Annotated in this window: 19 protein-coding genes; 16 read left to right on the top strand and 3 right to left on the bottom strand. The window is 60.5% G+C overall.

From position 1 onward, the window contains the following. Window positions 1-3 precede the first annotated feature (3 nt). From SLH49_RS05660 to SLH49_RS05650, 3 genes are read left to right on the top strand one after another with little or no spacing between them, the layout of a single operon-like run. On the top strand, window positions 4-1,533 hold the full coding sequence (locus SLH49_RS05660; protein ID WP_320268172.1) for an acyl--CoA ligase: 1,530 nt from the start codon (window positions 4-6) through the stop codon (window positions 1,531-1,533). A 1-nt stretch (window position 1,534) separates the two neighbouring features. Then, a complete protein-coding gene (locus SLH49_RS05655; protein ID WP_320268171.1) occupies window positions 1,535-2,515 on the top strand; it encodes a 2-dehydropantoate 2-reductase in 981 nt (326 codons plus the stop codon). Further along, window positions 2,512-3,342: a universal stress protein gene (locus SLH49_RS05650; RefSeq protein ID WP_320268170.1), complete on the top strand. Its 831-nt coding sequence runs from the start codon at window positions 2,512-2,514 to the stop codon at window positions 3,340-3,342. The genes SLH49_RS05655 and SLH49_RS05650 overlap by 4 nt, the downstream gene beginning before the upstream one ends. Before the next feature lie 79 nt (window positions 3,343-3,421). Here the strand turns inward: SLH49_RS05650 and SLH49_RS05645 are convergent, their stop codons facing one another. From SLH49_RS05645 to SLH49_RS05635, 3 genes are all read right to left on the bottom strand, one after another. Beyond that, window positions 3,422-4,009 (bottom strand): NYN domain-containing protein, encoded by a 588-nt coding sequence (locus SLH49_RS05645; RefSeq protein WP_320268169.1) that lies wholly within the window; start codon window positions 4,007-4,009, stop codon window positions 3,422-3,424. 112 nt (window positions 4,010-4,121) lie between these two features. Beyond that, window positions 4,122-4,508: a Cu(I)-responsive transcriptional regulator gene (gene cueR / locus SLH49_RS05640; protein WP_320268168.1), complete on the bottom strand. Its 387-nt coding sequence runs from the start codon at window positions 4,506-4,508 to the stop codon at window positions 4,122-4,124. Next, window positions 4,505-6,727 carry a heavy metal translocating P-type ATPase gene (locus SLH49_RS05635; RefSeq protein WP_320268167.1) on the bottom strand — a complete coding sequence of 741 codons (2,223 nt, stop codon included), beginning with the start codon at window positions 6,725-6,727 and terminating at the stop codon, window positions 4,505-4,507. The genes cueR and SLH49_RS05635 overlap by 4 nt, the downstream gene beginning before the upstream one ends. A 218-nt stretch (window positions 6,728-6,945) precedes the next feature. Between SLH49_RS05635 and SLH49_RS05630 the strand changes: the two genes are divergently transcribed. From SLH49_RS05630 to SLH49_RS05570, 13 genes are all read left to right on the top strand, one after another. Further along, window positions 6,946-8,328, top strand: coding sequence for an aspartate aminotransferase family protein (locus SLH49_RS05630; RefSeq protein WP_320268166.1), 1,383 nt, complete (start codon window positions 6,946-6,948; stop codon window positions 8,326-8,328). A 75-nt stretch (window positions 8,329-8,403) separates the two neighbouring features. Continuing rightward, entirely contained in the window at window positions 8,404-9,864 is a 1,461-nt protein-coding gene (locus tag SLH49_RS05625) for a PLP-dependent aminotransferase family protein (RefSeq protein ID WP_320268165.1), read from the top strand. 158 nt (window positions 9,865-10,022) lie between these two features. Next, entirely contained in the window at window positions 10,023-11,795 is a 1,773-nt protein-coding gene (xsc, locus tag SLH49_RS05620; protein ID WP_320268164.1) for a sulfoacetaldehyde acetyltransferase, read from the top strand. A gap of 3 nt (window positions 11,796-11,798) precedes the next feature. Then, on the top strand, window positions 11,799-12,545 hold the full coding sequence (locus SLH49_RS05615; RefSeq protein ID WP_320268163.1) for a TSUP family transporter: 747 nt from the start codon (window positions 11,799-11,801) through the stop codon (window positions 12,543-12,545). 1 nt (window position 12,546) lies between these two features. After that, complete coding sequence (locus tag SLH49_RS05610; RefSeq protein WP_320268162.1) at window positions 12,547-13,482, top strand: phosphate acyltransferase; 936 nt, start codon at window positions 12,547-12,549, stop codon at window positions 13,480-13,482. Beyond that, window positions 13,479-14,543 (top strand): acetate kinase, encoded by a 1,065-nt coding sequence (locus SLH49_RS05605; RefSeq protein ID WP_320268161.1) that lies wholly within the window; start codon window positions 13,479-13,481, stop codon window positions 14,541-14,543. The genes SLH49_RS05610 and SLH49_RS05605 overlap by 4 nt, the downstream gene beginning before the upstream one ends. Further along, window positions 14,544-15,308 carry a sulfite exporter TauE/SafE family protein gene (locus SLH49_RS05600; RefSeq protein WP_320268160.1) on the top strand — a complete coding sequence of 255 codons (765 nt, stop codon included), beginning with the start codon at window positions 14,544-14,546 and terminating at the stop codon, window positions 15,306-15,308. It begins immediately after the preceding gene. After that, entirely contained in the window at window positions 15,305-16,321 is a 1,017-nt protein-coding gene (locus SLH49_RS05595) for a YeiH family protein (protein WP_320268522.1), read from the top strand. Before SLH49_RS05600 ends, SLH49_RS05595 begins: the two co-directional genes overlap by 4 nt. Window positions 16,322-16,343: 22 nt before the next feature. Beyond that, window positions 16,344-19,166 (top strand): molybdopterin oxidoreductase family protein, encoded by a 2,823-nt coding sequence (locus SLH49_RS05590; RefSeq protein ID WP_320268159.1) that lies wholly within the window; start codon window positions 16,344-16,346, stop codon window positions 19,164-19,166. Further along, window positions 19,163-19,789 carry a LysE family translocator gene (locus tag SLH49_RS05585; RefSeq protein ID WP_320268158.1) on the top strand — a complete coding sequence of 209 codons (627 nt, stop codon included), beginning with the start codon at window positions 19,163-19,165 and terminating at the stop codon, window positions 19,787-19,789. Before SLH49_RS05590 ends, SLH49_RS05585 begins: the two co-directional genes overlap by 4 nt. Then, window positions 19,786-19,935 (top strand): hypothetical protein, encoded by a 150-nt coding sequence (locus tag SLH49_RS05580; RefSeq protein WP_320268157.1) that lies wholly within the window; start codon window positions 19,786-19,788, stop codon window positions 19,933-19,935. Before SLH49_RS05585 ends, SLH49_RS05580 begins: the two co-directional genes overlap by 4 nt. Then, window positions 19,932-20,693, top strand: a complete 762-nt coding sequence (locus tag SLH49_RS05575) for a 4Fe-4S dicluster domain-containing protein (RefSeq protein ID WP_320268156.1) — start codon at window positions 19,932-19,934, stop codon at window positions 20,691-20,693. The genes SLH49_RS05580 and SLH49_RS05575 overlap by 4 nt, the downstream gene beginning before the upstream one ends. Next, a complete protein-coding gene (locus SLH49_RS05570; RefSeq protein WP_320268155.1) occupies window positions 20,693-21,565 on the top strand; it encodes a dimethyl sulfoxide reductase anchor subunit family protein in 873 nt (290 codons plus the stop codon). The genes SLH49_RS05575 and SLH49_RS05570 overlap by 1 nt, the downstream gene beginning before the upstream one ends. Window positions 21,566-21,578 lie beyond the last annotated feature (13 nt).

Here is a 21,578-nt window from a genome sequence, read left to right as displayed (position 1 = left end):
CCAATGCACACAACGATGAGCGCACTTTTGACCGGTCACCGGGGCGACAGCCCTGCCATCGGCGCCCCCGGACGGCCCTGGCTGGATTACGATGGCTTGCGTGAACTGAGCTGCGACGTGATGGGCGCCCTGCACGGCTTGGGGATCGGTGCCAGCGACCGTGTGGCCATCGTGCTGCCGAACGGGCCGGAAATGGCGACGGCCTTCATCACCATTGCACAAACCGCGACAACGGCACCGCTAAACCCCGCGTACCGGGAAGAAGAGTATGACTTCTATCTCTCGGACCTGCAGGCCAAGGCACTTGTCGTCACCGCCGAAGATGACGGCCCGGCCGTGGCCGCAGCGACCAAGGCGGGCATGGCAATTATCCGGCTACACGTGGCCGAGGGCGCACCAGCGGGTCATTTCACACTCGCCTCAGACACGACGGGCAGCGCAAGCACTGACGCCCCAACAGCCGACAACGTCGCCCTGATCCTGCACACCTCCGGCACAACGTCACGGCCCAAGATCGTCCCGCTTCTGCAATCAAACGTCGCCGCCTCGGCCGAGCATATCCGCGCCTCGCTGGAGCTCACCAGCGCCGACCGCTGCATGAACGTGATGCCGCTTTTCCACATCCACGGCCTGATCGCCGCCGTCGCGGCCTCCCTCGCCGCCGGTGCCTCGATCTGGTGCGCGCCCGGCTTCAACGCCCTGCAATTCTTCCCCTGGATGAAAGAGGCGCAACCAACCTGGTACACCGCCGTCCCCACGATGCATCAGGCGATCCTATCGCGCGCTACCCGCAACGCCGACATCATCGCCGCGAACCCACTCCGGTTCCTGCGCTCCTCCTCCGCCTCCCTGCCCGCCCAGATCATGGTCGCGCTCAACGAAACCTTCAAGGCCCCGGTCGTCGAGGCGTACGGCATGACCGAGGCCGCCCACCAGATGGCCTGCAATCCGCTCAGCGCCGGTCGCCAGAAACCCGGTGCCGTCGGCATGCCCGCAGGCCCCGCGATCCGCATCGCGCATGAGACAGATAACGCGCTGATCGATGGCACCGGAGAGGTCGTCATCTCCGGCCCCAATGTGACCCCCGGCTACGAATCCAACCCCGACGCCAATGCCAAGAACTTCTTTGAGGCCGAAGGCGCCCGCTGGTTCCGCACCGGCGATCAGGGGGCCTTTGATGACGAGGGCTATCTGCACCTGACCGGTCGCCTGAAAGAGATCATCAACCGCGGCGGCGAAAAGATCAGCCCGCTTGAGGTGGATGGCGTCCTCCTCGACCACCCTGACGTCGCACAAGTCGTCACCTTCGCCCTGCCCCACCCGAAACTGGGTGAGGAAGTCGCCGCCGCCATCGTCCTGACCGAAGGGTCCGAGGCCACCGAAAAAGACATCCGCGCCTTCGCCGCCGAACGCATGGCGGATTTCAAGGTGCCGCGCAAAGTCGTCATAATGGACGAAATCCCCAAAGGTGCGACCGGCAAGATGCAACGCATCGGCCTTGCCGAAAAACTCGGGCTGGTGGAAAGCGCATAAAATGAAGATCTGTATTTTCGGCGCCGGCGCCATCGGTGGCTATATGGGCGTGAAGCTCGCACAGGCCGGGGCGGATGTGAGCCTCGTCGCACGCGGCCCGCATCTGGCGGCGATGAAAGACAAGGGTCTGACCCTGATCGAAGAAGATCAGGACCCGGTCACCGTCACGGTCACGGCCAGCGACAACCCCGCCGACCTCGGCCCACAGGATTATGTGATCGTCACGCTCAAGGCGCATTCCGTCCCGCCCATCGTGGACAAGATGCAACCGCTCATCGGTGATGACACAACCATCGTCAGCGGTGTGAACGGCGTGCCGTGGTGGTACTTTCACAAGATCGGAACGGATCTTGAAGGCACACGCCTCGAAAGCGTCGATCCTGGCAACGCGCAATGGGACGGGTTCGGCCCCGACCACGTGCTGGGCTGCGTGGTCTATCCGGCGGCAGAAGTCTCTGAGCCGGGCACGATCAAACATATCGAAGGCAACCGGTTCTCCTTGGGCGAGCCGGACGGTAGCAAATCTGACCGCGCCATGGCGCTCTCCAAAGCGCTCGCCGCCGCCGGGCTCAAAGCGCCTGTCAGGCCGCGCCTGCGCGACGAAATCTGGGTCAAACTCTGGGGAAATCTGTCGTTCAACCCGATCTCCGCGCTCACCCATGCCACGCTCGATGTCCTCTGCACCGATCCCGGCACGCGCGCTGTCGCACGCGGCATGATGGTCGAGGCGCAAGAGATCGCCGAGAAGCTGGGCGTGAAATTCCCCATCGACGTCGACCGCCGGATCGATGGAGGCGCTGCCGTCGGCGCACACCGCACCTCCATGCTGCAAGACCTCGACGCGGGCCGCCCGATGGAGATCGACGCCCTTGTCGGCTCTGTGCAGGAACTCGGTCGGGTCACCGACACACCAACGCCCACCATCGACACTGTGCTGGCGCTCATCCAACTGCGCGGCAAATCCGCCGGGCTTTACGGGTGAGTATCAAGAACATCCTCGTGGCCTATAATGGCCTGCCCAGCGCGGATGCAGCACTTCAGGGCGCCATCGCGATGCAAAAGCATTACGACGCGCATCTGACCTGCCTTTTTGCCTATGGCGATTCAAACCTCGCGGGTCGCATCCAGCCCTGGATGCCGCAAAAGGTGCAGGACGCGCTCTTGGAGGTCGACACGCAGGCCATCCAGATGATCCGCGACAAATTCATGGAACGCTGCGCCGATATCCCCGAGGACAAACGGCACTGGATCGAGAACAAGGGACCGGTCCACCGCACCCTGGCAGCTTACGCCCGTCTTTACGATGTCACGGTGCTGGGAATGCATGAGGATCCGGCTTACGGACAAGAGCATCTGGAAATCCGCCCCGAGAAGGTCACGCTCGACAGCGGCAGGCCTGTGATCAGCTTCCCCGCCGACTATAGTGGTGCGCTGACCGGGCGCCATGTGGTCATCGCATGGGACGGAGGCCGGGCCGCCGCACGCGCACTCGCAGATGCGATGCAAATCTTGGACCCGAGCGACAAGATCGAAATCGTCTCGGTCGGCAGACTGCCCTTCGCACAGACCTTGCCCGATTTCGACATCGCACAATTCTTCGAACGCCACGACCTGCGCGTCACGCTGACTGAACTTACCCGCGACAGCCGGTCAATCGCACACACACTGATGGATCATTGCGAAAGCGTCGGCGCCGGTCTGCTGGTCATGGGCGCCTACGAACACTCACCGCTGCGCGAAGGGCTGATCGGCGGCGTTACGCAAGAGATCGCGTCACGCGCAACAATCCCCGTTTTGATGAGCCATTAACCCGCGAAAGTGCCGTACAACTGTACGTACAGGTTCTGTACAGCATCTGTACGGGTTCTGTACGCCCCTTCGCAGCGTCTCAAGCGGCGGATGGCCGCCCCAATCCGAGCAGGATCACATTGCCGCCTTTCCACATTCCCTTGATCAGGAAACCGGCCTCGGCCACCTTCGGGAACTTCTGGGCAAGATCACCGAATGTGTCATTGGTGACGACGCGCAGATTGTCATTCACCGCGTGTTCCAGCAGCACCTCATCCGCCGTCATCCGCTTAGGCGCAAAGACAATCTGCTCTTGCGGCAGGCCCAGTTCCGCAGCCATTGCCGCAGGGCGCATGCGCTTGCCGGTGAGCTTCCGCGCCGCTTCATCATCGAAATAAACAACCGGGCTCAGACCGCGATAACCCAATTCTTTCAAAACTTTAGAGAGAACCTCAACGGATGGTTTGCCACCCCAATTCATCACATTCGCGCCGTCGACGATAACCGCCTGACCGCTCACCCGGACCTCCGGCTGCGGTGCAGGTTTGGCCGCACGCCAGCGCATGAAACGCACCACATATCCGACAAACAACAACCCGAAACTGACGAAAACACCCTTGCCGATCATATCGATGACCATGGCTTTTTGTGCGTCTTCCGGCAGGATCACGGCCGCCAGAACCATCATTACCACAAGTCCAAAACAAAGAGATTTCAAAACCGTCATCATACGCCTCTTGTCGTTCTGATACGTTGATGAAAGGGAATCTTTACCAGCCAAAGGCAGGATCAGGACAATTTCATGACCCCGCCAAATCCGCCAGGATCGGACAGTCGGGCCGGTCGTCACCGCTGCATTTCCGCACGAGGTCCGACAGGGTGTCGCGCATCGCCGCTAAATCATTGATTCTGCGATCAATATCATCCAGATGCTGCGCCGCGATCCGGTGCACATCCGCGCTCGCGCGGCTGCGATCCTCCCACAGGGCGAGCAGATTGCGGCAATCTTCGATCGAAAAGCCCAAGTTCCGCGCTCGCGCGAGGAAGGTCAGCTTATGCGCATCACTTTCGGCAAAGACGCGATATCCATTTGCGCTGCGCCGCGGCGTGACAAGCCCGATCTCTTCATAGTAGCGGATCGTCTTCGCTGGCAATCCGGTCCGTTCCGCAACATCAGAGATGTTCATCCGCCCACCTTCCGCAGCCGCAAGGCGTTGGTCACGACCAGCACGCTTGAGAGCGCCATCGCCCCCGCCGCAAGTGCGGGAGACAACAAAATCCCCCAGACCGGGAAAAGAATACCCGCCGCAACCGGGATCAGCAGCACGTTATAGCCAAAGGCCCAGCCAAGGTTCTGCCAGATATTCCGCAAGGTCGCACGGCTGATCCGGATCGCTTTGACCACGCCAAACGGGTCGCCCGACATCAGCACGACATCCGCGCTTTCGACTGCCACATCCGTTCCGGTGCCCAGCGCGATGCCCACATCCGCTGTCGCCAGAACCGGCGCGTCATTGATGCCGTCGCCGACGAAAGCAACCTTCTTGCCCGCCGCCTGTAGATCGCGGATGGCTTCGACCTTCCCTTCTGGCAGGACCTCGGCCACCACGTCGCTGACACCCAAACTCTCACCAATCGCCCTACCGGCCGCATGCGTGTCACCGGTGACAAGGACAACATCGCGCCCCAACTCGCGCAGCGCCATCACTGTATCAGCAGCACTGTCGCGCAAGCTGTCCGCAATCGCGATTATGCCCACAGCGCGCTCATCAATCGCAACATAGACGGGTGTTTGGCCACTCGAAGCGGCTTCTTCCGCAATCTCTGCAAGGTCTGATGGATCAATGCCAAAGCGCTGCAACAGCGCAGCATTGCCAACCAGCACGACATGGCCCTCAACCCGTCCGCGCAAACCATGACCCGGAATAGCGGTGACATCTTTCGCATCAGGCAAGGGACCTGTCGCCTCTGCCAAGATGGCCTGCGCCAACGGATGCTCTGATTGCGCCTCTACGGCTGCAACGAGACGCAGCATGCTGGATTGATCACCGTCCAGCACCGCGACATGCGCCACCACTGGCTCACCCTTGGTCAATGTCCCAGTCTTGTCGAAGGCGACCACATCGACACCCTGCAACGCTTGCAGCGCATCGCCTTGCCGGAACAGCACGCCCAAATCCGCCGCGCGCCCGGTGCCGACAATAATCGACATGGGCGTCGCCAGACCCATCGCGCAGGGGCACGCGATAATCAGGACCGAGACGCCCGCCACCAATGCATAGGACAAAACCGGATCGGGCCCGAAGGCCAGCCAGATCAGGACCGCGACCACGGCAAGAACCATGACAGCGGGCACAAACCAGGCCGTGATACGGTTCACGATATCCTGCACAGGCAGACGCGCGCCTTGGGCGTCCGCCACCATCGCGATGATGCGGGCGAGCATCGTCTCTTCCCCAATGGCCGTTGCGCGCAGGAGAATTGCAGCATTGCCATTGACCGTGCCGCCCACCAATGAATCGCCGGGGGATTTTTCAATCGCCACAGGCTCGCCCGTGATCATGCTTTCATCGACAAAGGCATGGCCCTCAACGAGTTCACCATCGGCCGGGATGCGCTCGCCCGGACGGACTCGCAGGACGTCACCCACCGCAACCGCGGCCAGCGGGATTTCAATCTCCTGCCCCTCTCCTACCACGCGCGCGGTCGTGGGACGCAGCCCCAAAAGGCGCTTGATCGCCGCACCCGTCCGCCCCTTGGCCCGCGCTTCGAGCCAGCGACCCAGCAGGATCAGTGTGACGATCACCGCCGCTGCCTCAAAGTAAACCGCGCGCGCAGCGGCTGGTAGCCATCCTGGGGCGAAAAGCGCGACGGTAGAGAACAGAAATGCAGCCCCCGCCCCCAGCACCACCAGCGCATTCATGTCCGGTGCGCGTTTGATCAGCGAGGGCACGCCTTTTTCAAAGAACACCCGTCCGGGAACGGCCAGCACCAGCAGGGTCAGAACGAACTGAATGGTCCAACTGACCTCCATCCCGATGGTGCGGGCGATCAAATGGTGCAGGCTGGGAAAAAGATGCCCGCCCATCTCAAGCACGAAGACCGGCAGGGTTAGGATCGCCGCCAGCAGAAAACGCTGCAGCGCGATTTTCGTCTCGGCATCCTGTGCTTCGGTTTTGTCCGTCACCGTCTCTACCGGCGACGCCGCATAACCGATCTCGGCCATCGACCTGAGCGGTGCCGCGTGGTCGCCTGTCGTCGTGACGGTCGCGACGCCGCTGGCCAGATTGACATTCGCCGCGATCACGCCGGGTGTCTTGCGCAAGGCCGCTTCCACACGGCCCACGCAAGAGCCGCAATTCATCCCCTGGACGTCAAATTTCAGGTCAGCTGTCTGAGCCATCATGCACCTCTACTCTCCAGATAAGGGTTCCAGTTACAGGAAGGTCAAGGTGCAATCGCTACGACCTGACCTGTCGCTGCACAAGCGGCACCCGTTTGGACCTAAACATGCCTTGCGCCTGGCCCTATTGTCTCCGTCTGCCGTAGAGGCAAGCTGATACGAAATGCGGTATACTTGCGAGGATTCGCGCCACCGCTGATTTTCTTGCAGGAGCATTGGATATGGACACGCAACACTTCGCAAATGATCCCGAACATGTGGTCGAGGCCGACCGCGCCCATGTCTGGCATCACCTGATCCAGCACAAACCGTTTGAGACGACCGACCCGCGCATCATTGTTGAGGGCAAGGGCCTGCGTGTCTGGGACATCAAGGGGAAAGAGCATGTCGACGCCGTGTCGGGCGGGGTCTGGACGGTGAATGTGGGCTATGGTCGCGAACGCATCGGCAAGGCCATTGCCGAGCAGGTGACCAAGATGTGCTTTTTCGGCGGCACGGCAGGGTCGATCCCTGGTGCGCAGTTTGCCGAGATGTTGATGGACAAGATGCCGGGCATGGACCGTGTCTATTACGCCAATTCGGGGTCTGAGGCGAATGAGAAAGCCTTCAAAATGGTCCGCCAGATCAGCCACAAGCATTATGGCGGCAAAAAGCAAAAGATCCTCTATCGCGAGCGTGATTATCACGGCTCCACCATCGCCGCGATGTCCGCTGGTGGGCAGGACGAACGCAACGCGCAATATGGCCCCTTCGCCCCCGGCTTTGTGCGGGTGCCGCATTGCCTGGAATATCGGTCGCAAGACGGCTCAACCGGTGAAGAATATGGTGTGAAGGCGGCGCAAGCGGTCGAAGATGTGATCCTCGCCGAGGGCCCGGACACCATTGGCGCGCTCTGTCTTGAGCCGATCACAGCAGGCGGCGGCATCATCGTGCCGCCCAAGGGCTATTGGGAGCGTGTGCAGGAAATCTGCCGCAAATACGATATCCTTTTGCATATTGATGAAGTCGTCTGCGGGCTTGGCCGCACGGGCACTTGGTTCGGCTATCAGCAATTCGGCGTGCAGCCCGACATCGTGACGATGGCCAAGGGCGTCGCCTCTGGCTATGCCGCGATTTCTTGCTGTGTCACGACGGATCGCGTCTTTGAGATGTTTAAAGACGACACCGACAAGATGAGCTATTTCCGCGATATCTCGACCTTTGGCGGCTGCACTGGCGGCCCGGCGGCGGCCATCGAGAACATGAAAATCATCGAAGAGGAAGACCTGCTGGGCAATTCCGCCGCGATGGGGGAACACCTGATGGGTAATCTCTCGGAACTGATGGCTAAACATGCTTGGGTCGGTGACATCCGCGGCATGGGGCTTTTTGCCGGGATCGAACTGGTCAAGGACCGCGACACCAAAGAACCCGTTGACGAGAAGCATTGCGCAGCGATTGTAGCGGATTGCATGGCTCAAGGCGTGATCATTGGCGCCACGAACCGCTCGCTGCCCGGATACAACAACACGTTGTTGTTCGCACCGGCCCTGATCGCGACCAAGGATGATCTGGACCACGTGACCGACGCGGTGGATCAGGCGATTACCCGCGTTCTGGGGTAGATAAAGCAATAAGCCGGTGGTGCCTTGCATTGCCGGCGCATTATATCCAGTCTGGCGCACAGTTAAGGCCAGACCATGTCGATCTCTGTCGAAACCTTTTTTCTTGATCCCTCTGGCGAGGGCACGTTGCAGGCGCGCATTCAGCAGATGATTGCGCAGGGCATTCTGGCGGGTCGCTTTCGCCCGGGTGAACGCCTTCCATCCTCGCGCAAGATGGCCACACATCTGGGTGTCAGCCGGATCACCGTCACGCTGGCCTATACCGAACTGGTCGCGGATGACTACCTGCGATCGCGCGGGCGCTCGGGGTATTTCGTCTCCGAAAACGCGCCGGAACCACCCGCCTTTCCCGCGCAGCGTGCCACAATAGGAACAGTCGACTGGAGCCGGGCGATTGGGCAACGGTTCACACCGGGACTGAGCCTCGACAAGCCCGCGGACTGGGCCAGCTTTCGCTATCCGTTCATTTACGGACAGGCGGATAAGACGCTTTTTGACAGCGCCAACTGGCGGCTTTGCGCCCTGCGCGCCTTGGGCATGCGCGATTTCGGCGCCCTCACCTCCGACTATTTTGACGGCGACGACCCGCAACTGGTTGAGTTCATCGCCAGACAGACCCTCCCGCGCCGTGGCATTCTGGCGGGTAGCGATGAAATTCTGGTAACGATGGGCGCGCAGAATGCGTTGTGGCTGTCGGCACAGGTGCTGCTGAACAGCCGCAGACGGGCCGCGATTGAGGATCCCTGCTATCCTGCCTTGCGCAACATCCTCACCCAATCGCGCTGCCAGCTGAGCATGGTGCCGGTTGACAGGGACGGGCTGCCGCCTGACGCATTGCCCGCCGATACCGACGTGGTCTTCACCACGCCCAGCCATCAATGCCCCACCACCGCAACAATGCCATTGTCGCGCCGTCAGGCGCTTCTGCAAAAGGCCGAGGCGCAGGATTTCGTGATTGTCGAGGATGATTACGAGTTTGAGATGTCGTTCCTCAAATCTCCGTCACCATCGCTCAAATCGCTCGATGAGAATGGCCGGGTGATCTATGTCGGGTCATTCTCGAAATCGCTGTTTCCGGGGTTGCGCCTTGGTTATCTGGTCGGCCCTGCCCCCTTTATCCGCCAGGCGCGGGCGCTGCGTGCGACAGTGCTGCGGCACCCGCCGGGGCATATCCAGCGCACGGTCGCCTATTACCTGTCCCTTGGACATTATGACGCGCTTATCCGCCGGATGAGCAAGGCATATCATGAGCGGCAGCAGGTTATGGAAGATTCACTGCGCAATCAGGATCTGACCGTGGCGGGTCAGGGGACCTATGGCGGGTCATCCGTTTGGCTGCGCGCGCCGGACGATATTGATACGACGATTTTGGCCGAAAAACTGCGCCATGACAGCGTCCTTGTCGAACCGGGCGCTCCGTTCTTCGCGGCAAGCATGCCGCCGAAAAACTACCTGCGCCTCGCCTATTCCTCAATCCCCGCATCACGCATCCCGGAAGGGATCCGTTTGCTGGGCGATGCGATCCGATATGGATGATTTTTGAGACTTATGGTATCAAAAATTATCACTCTGGCCATAAAGCATATCACCAATTGGACCTAACGATCCGCAGCAACTCTTTCTAGTTTCCGAGCCAAGCTGCAAGCCGCATGACGTGCGGTCAATCATCGTATTAACTGAGGAGGATCGCATCCATGAAGATGACCACCGAAGAGGCTTTTGTCAAAACACTTCAGGCCCACGGCATCCGGCACGCCTTCGGGATTATCGGATCGGCCATGATGCCCATATCCGACATCTTCCCCGCTGCCGGCATCACATTCTGGGACTGCGCACATGAAGGCTCCGCTGGCATGATGGCCGATGGCTACACCCGCGCAACTGGCGAGATGTCGATGATGATCGCGCAAAACGGCCCCGGCATCACCAATTTCGTCACGGCAGTGAAAACGGCCTATTGGAACCACACGCCATGCCTCTTGGTCACTCCGCAAGCGGCTAACAAGACCATCGGTCAGGGTGGTTTTCAGGAAATGGAACAGATGAACCTGTTTGCCGATTGTGTGGCGTATCAGGAAGAGGTGCGCGACCCGTCCCGTGTCTGCGAAGTGCTGGCCCGCGTGATCGCGAAGGCCAAGCGTCTCTCTGGCCCCGCGCAGCTGAACATCCCTCGAGACTTCTGGACGCAAGTGGTCGACATCGAAATTCCGGAACCGATTGAGTTTGAGGCCAGCCCCGGCGGCGAAAGCTCCATCGCGAAGGCCGCCGACCTGCTGTCGACCGCCAAATTCCCCGTGATCCTGAACGGCGCCGGCGTTGTGCTCGCCGAAGGCGGGATTGAAGCCTCTAAAGTGCTGGCCGAAAAGCTCGATGCGCCGGTCTGCGTGGGCTATCAGCACAATGATGCATTTCCCGGCTCCCACCCGCTCTTTGCAGGTCCCTTGGGCTACAATGGCTCCAAGGCCGGGATGGAGTTGATCAGCAAGGCAGATGTGGTGCTGGCGCTTGGCACCCGTCTGAACCCATTCTCCACCCTGCCCGGCTACGGCATCGATTATTGGCCGACCGAGGCCAAAGTCATTCAGGTCGATATCAACCCCGACCGGATTGGCCTGACCAAAAAGGTCACAGTCGGCATCGTCGGCGATGCCGCGAAGGTTGCAAAAGGCATCACCGAAAAGCTGGCCGATACCGCAGGCGATGCGGGCCGTGATGAGCGCAAGGCCGTGATCGCACAGACCAAATCGGCCTGGGCGCAGGAATTGTCGTCGTTGGATCACGAGCAGGACGATCCCGGCACCACATGGAACGAGCGCGCCCGTGCCGCCCGCCCCGACTGGATGTCGCCCCGTCAGGCGTGGCGCGCCATTCAAGCCGCAATGCCCGAAAACGCAATCATCTCGTCCGATATCGGCAATAACTGCGCCATCGGGAACGCCTATCCAAGCTTCCCAACGGGCCGCAAATACTTGGCCCCCGGCCTCTTCGGGCCTTGCGGGTACGGTTTGCCCTCAATCGTGGGTGCCAAGATCGGCCAGCCGGACGTGCCAGTGATTGGCTTTGCTGGCGACGGTGCATTCGGCATCGCGGTCAACGAACTGACTGCCATCGGACGTGACGAATGGCCCGCCATCACCCAGATCGTCTTCCGCAACTACCAATGGGGCGCGGAAAAGCGGAACTCGACCCTGTGGTTTGACGACAATTTCGTCGGGACCGAGTTGGACATGAAAGTGTCCTATGCGGGGATCGCAGAAGCTTGCGGCCTGAAAGGCGTGCAGGCCAGGACAATGACCGAGCTGACCGAGATGCTGAACCAGGCGATCAAGGATCAGATGGAAAACAACAAAACCACGCTGATCGAGGTTATTCTCAACCAGGAACTGGGCGAACCCTTCCGCCGCGACGCGATGAAGAAACCTGTGCGTGTGGCGGGCATCGACAAGGCGGATATGGCAGCCGAGTAATCGTTGCCATTCGACCTTGGCCCCGGAATTGCGGCGGCGCTCGCCTTTGCTTTGCTAGGCGCTGCTTTTGTCCGTGGCTATTCGGGCTTTGGGTTTTCGGCGATTTTCATCGCTTTCGCCGCGCTGGTGACAAACCCTTTGCCGCTGATCCCGGTGGTGTTCTTATGCGAAATGCTCATGACCCTCTTTCAGGCACGCGGCATCGCAGGCCATATCGATTGGCGGCGTGTTTCCGCCTTGCTGGTGGGCGCGGCGCTGGTATTGCCGGTCGCTGTAGCGCTGATCCTGTCTGCCGGAGCCGAGAATGTCCGCGTGATCGTGTCGCTGGTCGTCGGCATCATGGCGCTGGTGCTTCTTTCAGGTTGGACACTGCAGCGTTCGATTGGCATGGCCGGCCATGCAGGCGTCGGCGCGATATCGGGTGCGATCAACAGCGCGGGCGTGGGTGGATTGCCGGTTGCCGCATTCCTGTCGGCACAACCGGTTGCACCACCCGTTTTTCGCGCAACGATGATCGTCTATCTGACCGGACTCGATCTGATCACTTTGCCGCTCATGTGGGCCGGAGGTTTGGTGACATGGGACACGGCGCTGGCCGCTGCAATGGCGTTCCCGATCCTCGGCCTCGGCGTGTGGCTGGGCGGGCGGCAGTTTTTGGCTGCGTCCCCCTCCACATTCCGGCGATTTGCGGTGATGTTGCTTCTGACGCTGTCCGCGCTCGGAGTGCTGCGCGCCTTGATGGGGATCTGACATGACATCACCGTTTCTTTCCACCCGCGAGGCCGAAGTCCCGCAAGACCTGATCGACCGCGCCAAGCGGTTCAGCCCGCCGCGTGTGGCCATTGCCCGCGCGGGCGCGCCGCTGCCGATGGAAGCCGCGGAGGATGCAACGAAGGCAGGCATCATGGTGCCGGTCTTTGTCGGCGAGGCAGACATGATCCGGGCGGAGGCGGAGAAACTCGACTGGGATATCTCTGGCTACGCCCTGCACGACACCACCGGCGAGGAAGAAGCAGGCCGTGTCGCTGCTGCGCTTTGCGGTGCGAGTGAGGCCGATGTGCTGATGAAGGGGCAGTTGCACACGGATGTGTTCATGAAAGCCGCCGTCAGCCGCGATGCCGGGCTGCGCACTGGCCAGCGGTTTGTGCATATCTTTCACATCACACATCCCGATGGCGGGCGGCCGATCCTGATCTCGGATGCGGCTGTCAATGTGGCCCCTGATCTGGAAACACGGCAATCATCCATCGTTGAGGTCAAGAAGCTGCTCTCCAAGCTGGGCAATGATCGGCCCAAAGTCGCCATCCTGTCCGCGACGGAAAGCGTCATTCCATCCGTACCCTCCTCTGTCGATGGCAGGGCGCTGGCCGAGTGGGCCGCCGAAAACGTAGACGGTATCGATGTGTCTGGCCCGCTGGCCTTTGATCTGATCATGTCGCCCGAGGCAGTCGCCACCAAGAAACTGACGGCAGACCGGGTGGCCGGACAGGCCGATGCGATCATCGTGCCCGATATCGTGACCGGCAATGCATTGTTCAAAGCCTTTGTCTATCTGACCGGCGGTTGTGCGGCAGGCGTCGTAACAGGTGCCAAGGTGCCCATCCTGCTGACATCGCGCGCAGACCCGCCTGCCGCCCGCATCGCCTCTGCCGCACTCGCGGCGATCAGTTGCGGGTTGCCCAAATGATTCTGGTGCTGAACGCCGGTTCCTCCTCGCTGAAGATCGAGGTGTTCGATGAAACGCTCGGCTCAATCATCTCAGGGCGGGTGACCAATCTTGGCACCGTCGGTGAGCTGAAGCTGGGAGAAAGCATCACCGAGGTCGAAACGCGCGACCATGCCGATGCGCTGACGCGCATGCTGGGCGCGTTAGCCGATGCCGGTTTTCCGCTGAATGCATTCACCGCCGCCGCACACCGGGTTGTGCATGGTGGAACGATACTGACCCAGCCTGCGCGCCTGACACTACCGGTAATCAAGACAATCGAAAGCGTGATCCCGCTGGCGCCGCTGCACAACCCCAACAATCTGGCTGGTATCTATGCGTTGCGTGAAACTGCCCCGGACATGCCGCAATATTGCAGCTTTGGGACCGCGTTTCACGCCACCAATTCCGCCGTCGCCGTGCGCTACGCAATACCGCAAACGCATCATGATGCGGGCATCCGGCGCTATGGGTTCCACGGACTGTCTTACGCGAATATGGTCGCCGATTTTGGAGAGGCGCTGCCTAAACGCCTGCTGGCATTTCACCTTGGCAACGGCACCAGTCTCTGCGCGATCCACAATGGTCGCTCTGTCGCCACCTCGATGGGATACTCACCGCTTTCCGGTCTGACCATGGGCACAAGGTCGGGCGATATCGATGGGGCGGCTGTGCTGCGGATGTCGAAATCGCTGGGTGAGGATGAAACGGACCGGATGCTCAACAAGAACTCCGGCCTGCAGGCACTGGCGGGCGACAACAACATGAAGACCCTGCTGGAACGCGAGGATGACGCGGCGAAGTTCGCGGTCGATCATTTCTGCTATTGGGCGGCACGCCATGCAGGGTCCGCCATTGTGGCGATGGGTGGTGTGGACGCCGTCGCCTTTACCGGCGGGATCGGCGAAAACGCGGCCCCGATCCGCGATCGGATCATGGAGCACCTCGCCTGTTTCGGAGATGTGCCTGTGCATGTCGTCGTCGCTGATGAAGAAAAGCAGATTGCCCGTGACGCGCTCAGCTTGATGGAGGCGGGGCGCTGAATGATGGAGAGCCTGCTGACCCTCACCAATCTCAGCGCACAGGAGTTTCTGATCCTGACGCTGATCGTTTTGGTGGCGGGGATTGTCAGAGGCTTTTCCGGTTTCGCGCTCTCCGCATTGATCATGGCGACAGCGGTCCTGATCCTGCCGCCTGTTGAACTGCTACCGATGCTCTGGTGGCTCGAACTGAGCGCATCGGTACTGATGATCAAGGAAAGCTGGGCCGCAGCAGATCGCGGCACGGCGATTGGCCTTGTCATCGGCTCAACCGCGGGCTGGCCGCTGGGCCTTTGGCTGACCGTGACGCTGCCGGTCGAGACCTCCAAGCTGATCGCACTCAGCATCATCATCGTGTTGGCCATATCGCAACTTGGCAAATTGAAGCTGTCGTTTCTGGCGACCAGACCGGGACTTTATGGCACGGGAATCGTCGCCGGGATTGTCAGCGGTCTTGCCCATGTGGGCGGTATGGTTGTGGCGCTTTATGTACTGGCAAGCGACGCGCCTGCACGCCAGATGCGCGCCTCGCTCGTGCTGTTTCTTTTCCTTGGCTCGCTGACATCAATGATCACACTGTTGATCTTTGGGGTCATGGATTTCTCCGGCGTCACACGTGGGCTCATCTTTGCGGTGCCCACAATGATCGGTGTCTATCTGGGGCAAAAACTGTTCATCCCCACCCTCTCGCAATATTACCGCGCATTTTGTCTGACTTTGCTCTGCTTGCTCGCGGTGGCGAGCCTGATCCGGACACAGGTCACGTGATCGCGTCTCTCAACCCCGCAGCGCTTTCGGCGCGCAGCAAAGTGCTGTTTCCCGGCGTTGTCGTCGCAGGCCTGACCGCCATTGCAGCACAATGGTTGGCCGAGCATTATGCGACACCGGCCATGCTGCTGGCGCTATTGTTGGGGATTGCCCTGTCCTTTCTGGGGGAAGAGGGCAAAACGGTCGAAGGCGTCGGCTTTGCCGCCCGGACCTTACTGCGCCTTGGGATCGCGTTTCTGGGCGCGCGGATCAGCATGGAACTGACGGCGCAATTGGGCCTCCCGCTCGTTCTGCTGATCATCGGAGCTGTTGCCGCAACGATTGCGTTCGGCCTGCTGATCGGGCGGTTCTTTGGGTCGAAATGGCGGTTTTCGTTTCTGACGGCTGGCTCGGTGGCGATTTGCGGCGCGTCCGCCGCTTTGGCCATCGCCGCGATTTTGCCGAAGGACGAGCGATCTGAGCAACGTCTTTTGTTCACAGTGATGGGCGTCACCGTCCTCTCGACCATTGCGATGATCGTCTATCCGATCATCGTGAACCTGTTGAGCCTGAACGATCTGGCCGCCGGTGTTTTCCTTGGCGGTACCATCCATGATGTGGCCCAGGTGGTGGGGGCCGGTTTCTCGGTCTCCGAGAATGTGGGCGACACCGCGACCCTGGTGAAGCTGATCCGGGTGTCGCTGCTGGCCCCCGTCGTGATTATCGCCGCCCTTCTGATCCGCAGCTTTGCCACCCCTGATGAAAGCGGTGAGCGCCCGCCGATCATCCCGGCCTTTGTCGTGGGGTTCCTTCTGCTCGCCACGCTCAATTCACTGGGCTGGATCCCCGGCACAATCGCCGGCCTGTTATCCGAAGCGTCGCGCTGGCTCTTGCTGACGGCGATCGCCGCCGTGGGTATGAAAACCAATCTCAAGAAGGTCTTGGCCGTCGGTGGTTCGGCTATCGCGCTGATCGTCACCCAGACCATTTTCATTGCAAGCATCATCCTATCCGGGGTTTACTTCCTCACCTGATAGCCGCCCGAAAGGTTCGCCCATGTCACTTGATCAGCCACCGCTTGATACCTCGCCCAAGGTCTCGGACGAGGTGCGCAAGACGACCTGTTACATGTGCGCCTGCCGGTGCGGGATCAATGTGCATATGAAGGATGGCAAGGTCGCCTATATCGAGGGCAATCGCGATCATCCGGTGAACAAGGGTGTGCTATGCGCGAAGGGTTCAGCGGGGATCATGCAACACAACGCGCCCTCGCGGCTGCGCGCGCCCTTGCGGCGTGTGGGGCCACGCGGATCGGGCGAGTTTGAAGAGATTTCGTGGGACGAGGCGTTAGGTCAGGCCGTTGATTGGCTAAAGCCAATTCGCGACAAGCACCCGGAGAAGCTGGCCTTCTTCACCGGTCGCGATCAGTCGCAGTCCTTCACGGGCTTCTGGGCGCAGGCCTATGGCACGCCGAATTTCGCGGCTCATGGCGGGTTCTGTTCGGTCAACATGGCGGCGGCTGGCATCTACACGATGGGTGGGGCCTTCTGGGAGTTCGGCCAGCCTGATTGGGAGCGCACGAAGCTCTTCATGCTGTTCGGCGTGGCCGAGGACCATGACAGCAACCCGATCAAGATGGGCATTGGCCGTCTGAAAGCGCGCGGGGCGCGGATGATCGGGGTCAATCCGATCCGCACCGGCTACAACGCGGTTGCCGATGATTGGGTTGGCATCACGCCAGGAACGGACGGGCAGTTCATCCTCGCCCTCATCCATTGCCTCGTAAAGGCGGGCAAGGTCGATCTGGATTATCTTGCGCGATTCACCAATGCGTCGGTGCTGATCGACGAAGATGAGAACTCTCCGCAATACGGCCTCTTCCTGCGCGATGCGGAGGGTCAACCGCAGGTGATTGACCGTCGCACTGGGCAACTGGCACCATGGAATGGTGAGGGGGTCGAGCCGGACCTCGCCGCCACCTATCGCGCCGCCGGTGTGACGCATCGCCCGGTCTTTCACCTGATGGCCGACCGCTATCTGTCGGACGAATATGCCCCCGAGGCTGTTGCCGAAAGCTGCGGCATCCCCGCCCAGCGCATTCGCGCGATTGCGGCTGACCTGGCCCGCGTCGCCTTTGATGAGGCCATTGAAATCGACCAACCCTGGACCGATTTCCGCGGCAAGAAGCACGACAAGATGGTCGGTCGGCCCGTGTCATTCCACGCCATGCGCGGCATCTCGGCCCATTCGAACGGCTTCCAGACCTGCCGCGCGCTGCACACGCTGCAGATCATCCTGGGCTCGGTCGAAGTACCCGGTGGCATGCGGTTCAAACCGCCCTACCCCAAGCCCGCGACAGCCCACCCCAAGCCACATGGCAAAGTGACGCCGGGCGCGCCACTCGACGGCCCGCATCTGGGATATACGCACGGCACCGAAGACCTGCTCTTGGAGGATGACGGCACGCCCAAGCGCATCGACAAGGCCTATAGCTGGGAAAACCCGATGTCGGCCCACGGGCTGATGCATATGGTGATCTCGAACGCCCATGCGGGTGTGCCGTACAAAATCGACACACTCTTCATGTATATGGCCAATATGTCTTGGAACTCGTCGATGAATGTCGGTGGCGTCCATAAGATGCTGACAGACAAGGATGAGAACGGCGATTACGTCATCCCGCATATCATCTATTCCGACGCCTATTCGTCCGAGATGGTGGCCTATGCCGACCTGATCCTGCCTGACACGACATATCTAGAGCGGCACGATTGCATCTCACTCCTCGACCGTCCGATTTGCGAGGGCGATGCGGTCGCAGATGCGATCCGCTGGCCCGTGGTGGAGCCTGACCGGGATGTGCGTGGTTTCCAATCGGTCCTGTGTGATTTGGGCGCGCGTCTGGGCATGCCGGGTTTCGTGAATGACGATGGCTCGGCGAAATACAAGGACTACGCCGAATACATCACCAACCACATCCGCCGCCCCGGCGTTGGACCTCTCGCGGGCTTCCGCGGCAATGGTGACGACCACGGCCGCGGCGAAGTGAACCCCAACCAGATCGACCGCTATATCGAAAACGGCGGCTTCTGGATGGAGCATGTCCCGGATGAGGCTGCCTATTACAAACCCTTCAACGCTGCCTATCAGGATTGGGCGGTCAAGATGGGGTTCTATGATGTTGTGCAGCCCTACATCTTCCAGCTTTATGTGGAACCCTTGCGCAAGTTCCAGGCCGCCGCCGAAGGGGTCGGCGAGCGCCAACCGCCAGAGCATCTGCGCGAGCGTCTGAAGACCACGATGGACCCGCTGCCAATGTGGTATCCACCCTTTGAGGACGGGCATGTCGATCCGGAGGAATACCCGATCCACGCCCTGACGCAGCGCCCCATGGCGATGTATCATTCATGGGGCACCCAGAATGCATGGCTCCGGCAGATCCACGGACATAACCCGCTCTACGTGCCAACAAAGATCTGGGAGGCGAACGGATTCAAAGATGGCGACTGGGCCAAAGTCTCTTCCGCCCATGGCAGCATCGTCGTGCCCGTTGCCCATCAGGCGAGCCTGAATGAAAACACGGTCTGGACATGGAACGCGATCGGCAAACGCAAAGGGGCATGGGCGCTGGATGAGAACGCGCCAGAGGCCACGAAAGGGTTCCTGCTCAACCACCTGATCCACGAACTCCTGCCCGAGAAAGGCGACGGGCTGCGCTGGGCAAATTCCGATCCGGTCACCGGTCAGGCAGCCTGGTTCGACCTGCGAGTGAAGATCGAAAAATCGGCCGTATCGAACGAGGCGCAACCGGCGATGCCAGCCATCAAATCACCTGTTGGCAAGGGCCCCAGCGGCCTGGACTGGAAAGTCGGCACATGAGCTTTGAGACATATCTGATCTATCTTGGCACGGTCCTTTTGTTCTTTGCGCATCCGCCGGGTCCAAGTCAGTTACTGTTCATTGGTGGATCGATGCAGCATGGGCTGAAGAAGGCGCTGCCCATCATGGTGGGCGATCTGAGCGCCAATGCGATCCAGATCATCATCGCTGGTTTTGGTCTGGCCAGCGTCATTGCGCTTTCGGCGGACGCGTTTTCAGTCATCAAGTGGGCCGGGGTCGCCTATCTGATCTGGATGGGCGTTGGCATGATCCGCGACGCATCACGCCCCGCCGGACGACGCCCCACACCAACGGGGCGCGCGCTACTCAGGCGCGGTTTCATGACCTCCGCCGCGAACCCCTATGCCGTTGTTTTCTTTGCCGCGCTATTCCCGCAATTCATCGACACATCGATGCCTGTCGCCGGGCAGGTCTTTGTGCTTGGCCTGACTTACCTTGTCATTGACGGCCTCATCCTGCTGGCCATGGGGGCGAGCGCGGCGCGTTTGGTGGCGGCACTGGGATCGACCTTCCAAAAATGGCTCAGCATCATCTCAGGCATAGGCCTGATCGCTGCCGCGACGGCCATTGCCCTGCGTGGCGATGGAGAGCCGGCAAAATGACCAATCGCCAGGTCCTCCTGATCATCGCAGCCTTCGTCACCCTGACGCTTGGCAGTTTCATCTGGTTCGCCGCGACCTGGGACGCTGAAAACAGACAACCGATTGGCCAGCACGCGCCAGCTCAAATCGAAAGGGCCACGTCATGACCCAACTCCCGCCGCCATCAGAAAAGAAGCTTGGGCTTGTCATTGATCTTGATACATGTGTCGGCTGCCATGCCTGTGTGGTGTCCTGCAAAGGGTGGAACACCGAAAACTACGGCGCACCGCTTTCGGACCAAGAACCCTACGGCGCGAACCCGTCGGGTACTTTCCTCAACCGTGTGCATTCCTACGAAGTGCAGCCTGAGAATGGCGCGGCCCAACTGATCCACTTCCCGAAGTCATGCCTGCACTGCGAAGATGCCCCATGCGTGACCGTCTGCCCCACTGGAGCCAGCTACAAGCGCTCCGAGGATGGCATCGTTCTGGTCAACGAAACCGACTGCATCGGCTGCGGCCTCTGCGCCTGGGCCTGTCCTTATGGTGCACGTGAGTTGGATGCCAAGGAAGGCGTGATGAAGAAATGCACGCTTTGCGTAGACCGTATCTATAACGAAAACCTGCCCGAGGAGGACCGGCAGCCCGCCTGCGTGCGCACCTGCCCCGCCGGAGCACGACATTTCGGAGATCTCGGAGATGCGGAGAGTGACGTCTCCAAACTCGTTGCTGAGCGTAGCGGCTTTGATCTGATGCCAGAGCAAGGCACTAAGCCCGTCAACAAATACCTGCCGCCACGGCCCAAAGACGAAATGCCGGAATTTGACGTGCTGGCCCCTTATCTTGAGCCGGTCGCCCAAGACGGCGCGGGTTTCGCCCATTGGCTGGACAAGGCCCTTTCGGCCCTTCCCGGAGGTGCCAAGTAATGCATCCCGCCCCAAGCGTTATCATTTTCACGACGTTTTCAGGCCTTGGATTTGGCCTTTTGTTCTGGCTTGGCATCGGTCTTAGCGCACCAACGGGCTTTGCCGCCTTCATCTGGTTCGCCCTCGCATATGTCTTTGCCGTTGGCGGACTTCTTGCGTCAACGTTTCACCTGGGCCACCCGGAACGGGCGATCAAGGCATTCAGTCAATGGCAAACGAGCTGGCTCAGCCGCGAAGCTATTTGCGCCGTTGTCGCCCTTGTTCTGATGGGCATCTACGGGCTGGGGCTTGTGTTTTTCGGTGCGCGCTGGCACCTCTTTGGCGTAATCGGCGCGATCTTTGCGCTGCTGACGGTCTTCACGACATCCATGATCTACGCGCAACTGAAAACCGTGCCCCGGTGGCGCCACTGGACGACGCCAGCGCTTTTTCTGGTTTTGGCGCTTGGCGGTGGGGCGCTGTTGCGCGGGCAGATCACAACGGCTGGCATGCTCTTGTTGATCGGTGCAGGTCTGCAGTTCTTTGCTTGGTATTCGGGTGACACAAGGTTCGCTGAAGCGGGCACCGATATGTCAACGGCAACGGGGCTCGGTAAGATCGGGAAAGTCCGCGCGTTTGAGCCGCCGCATACCGGCACCAACTACCTGATGCGTGAATTCATCCATGAGGTGGGCCGCAAACACGCGCAGCAATTGCGCGTGCTGTCGTTGATCCTGGGATTTGGCGTACCGGTGATCGTCCTGCTCATCACATCCGGCCATCTGGGTGCCGCTCTTGCAGTGCTCAGCCATATCCTCGGTGTACTCGCGCTACGCTGGCTCTTTTTTGCAGAAGCCGAACATGTTGTTGGCCTCTACTACGGAAAACGATAGAGCCGCCGTCAAA

This window comes from Cognatiyoonia sp. IB215446, assembly GCF_033963825.1.
In the GTDB taxonomy this organism is placed as follows: Bacteria; Pseudomonadota; Alphaproteobacteria; order Rhodobacterales; family Rhodobacteraceae; genus Yoonia.
The sequence above is the reverse complement of the archived record's forward strand: the minus strand, read 5'-3'. Positions and strand labels throughout refer to the sequence as shown.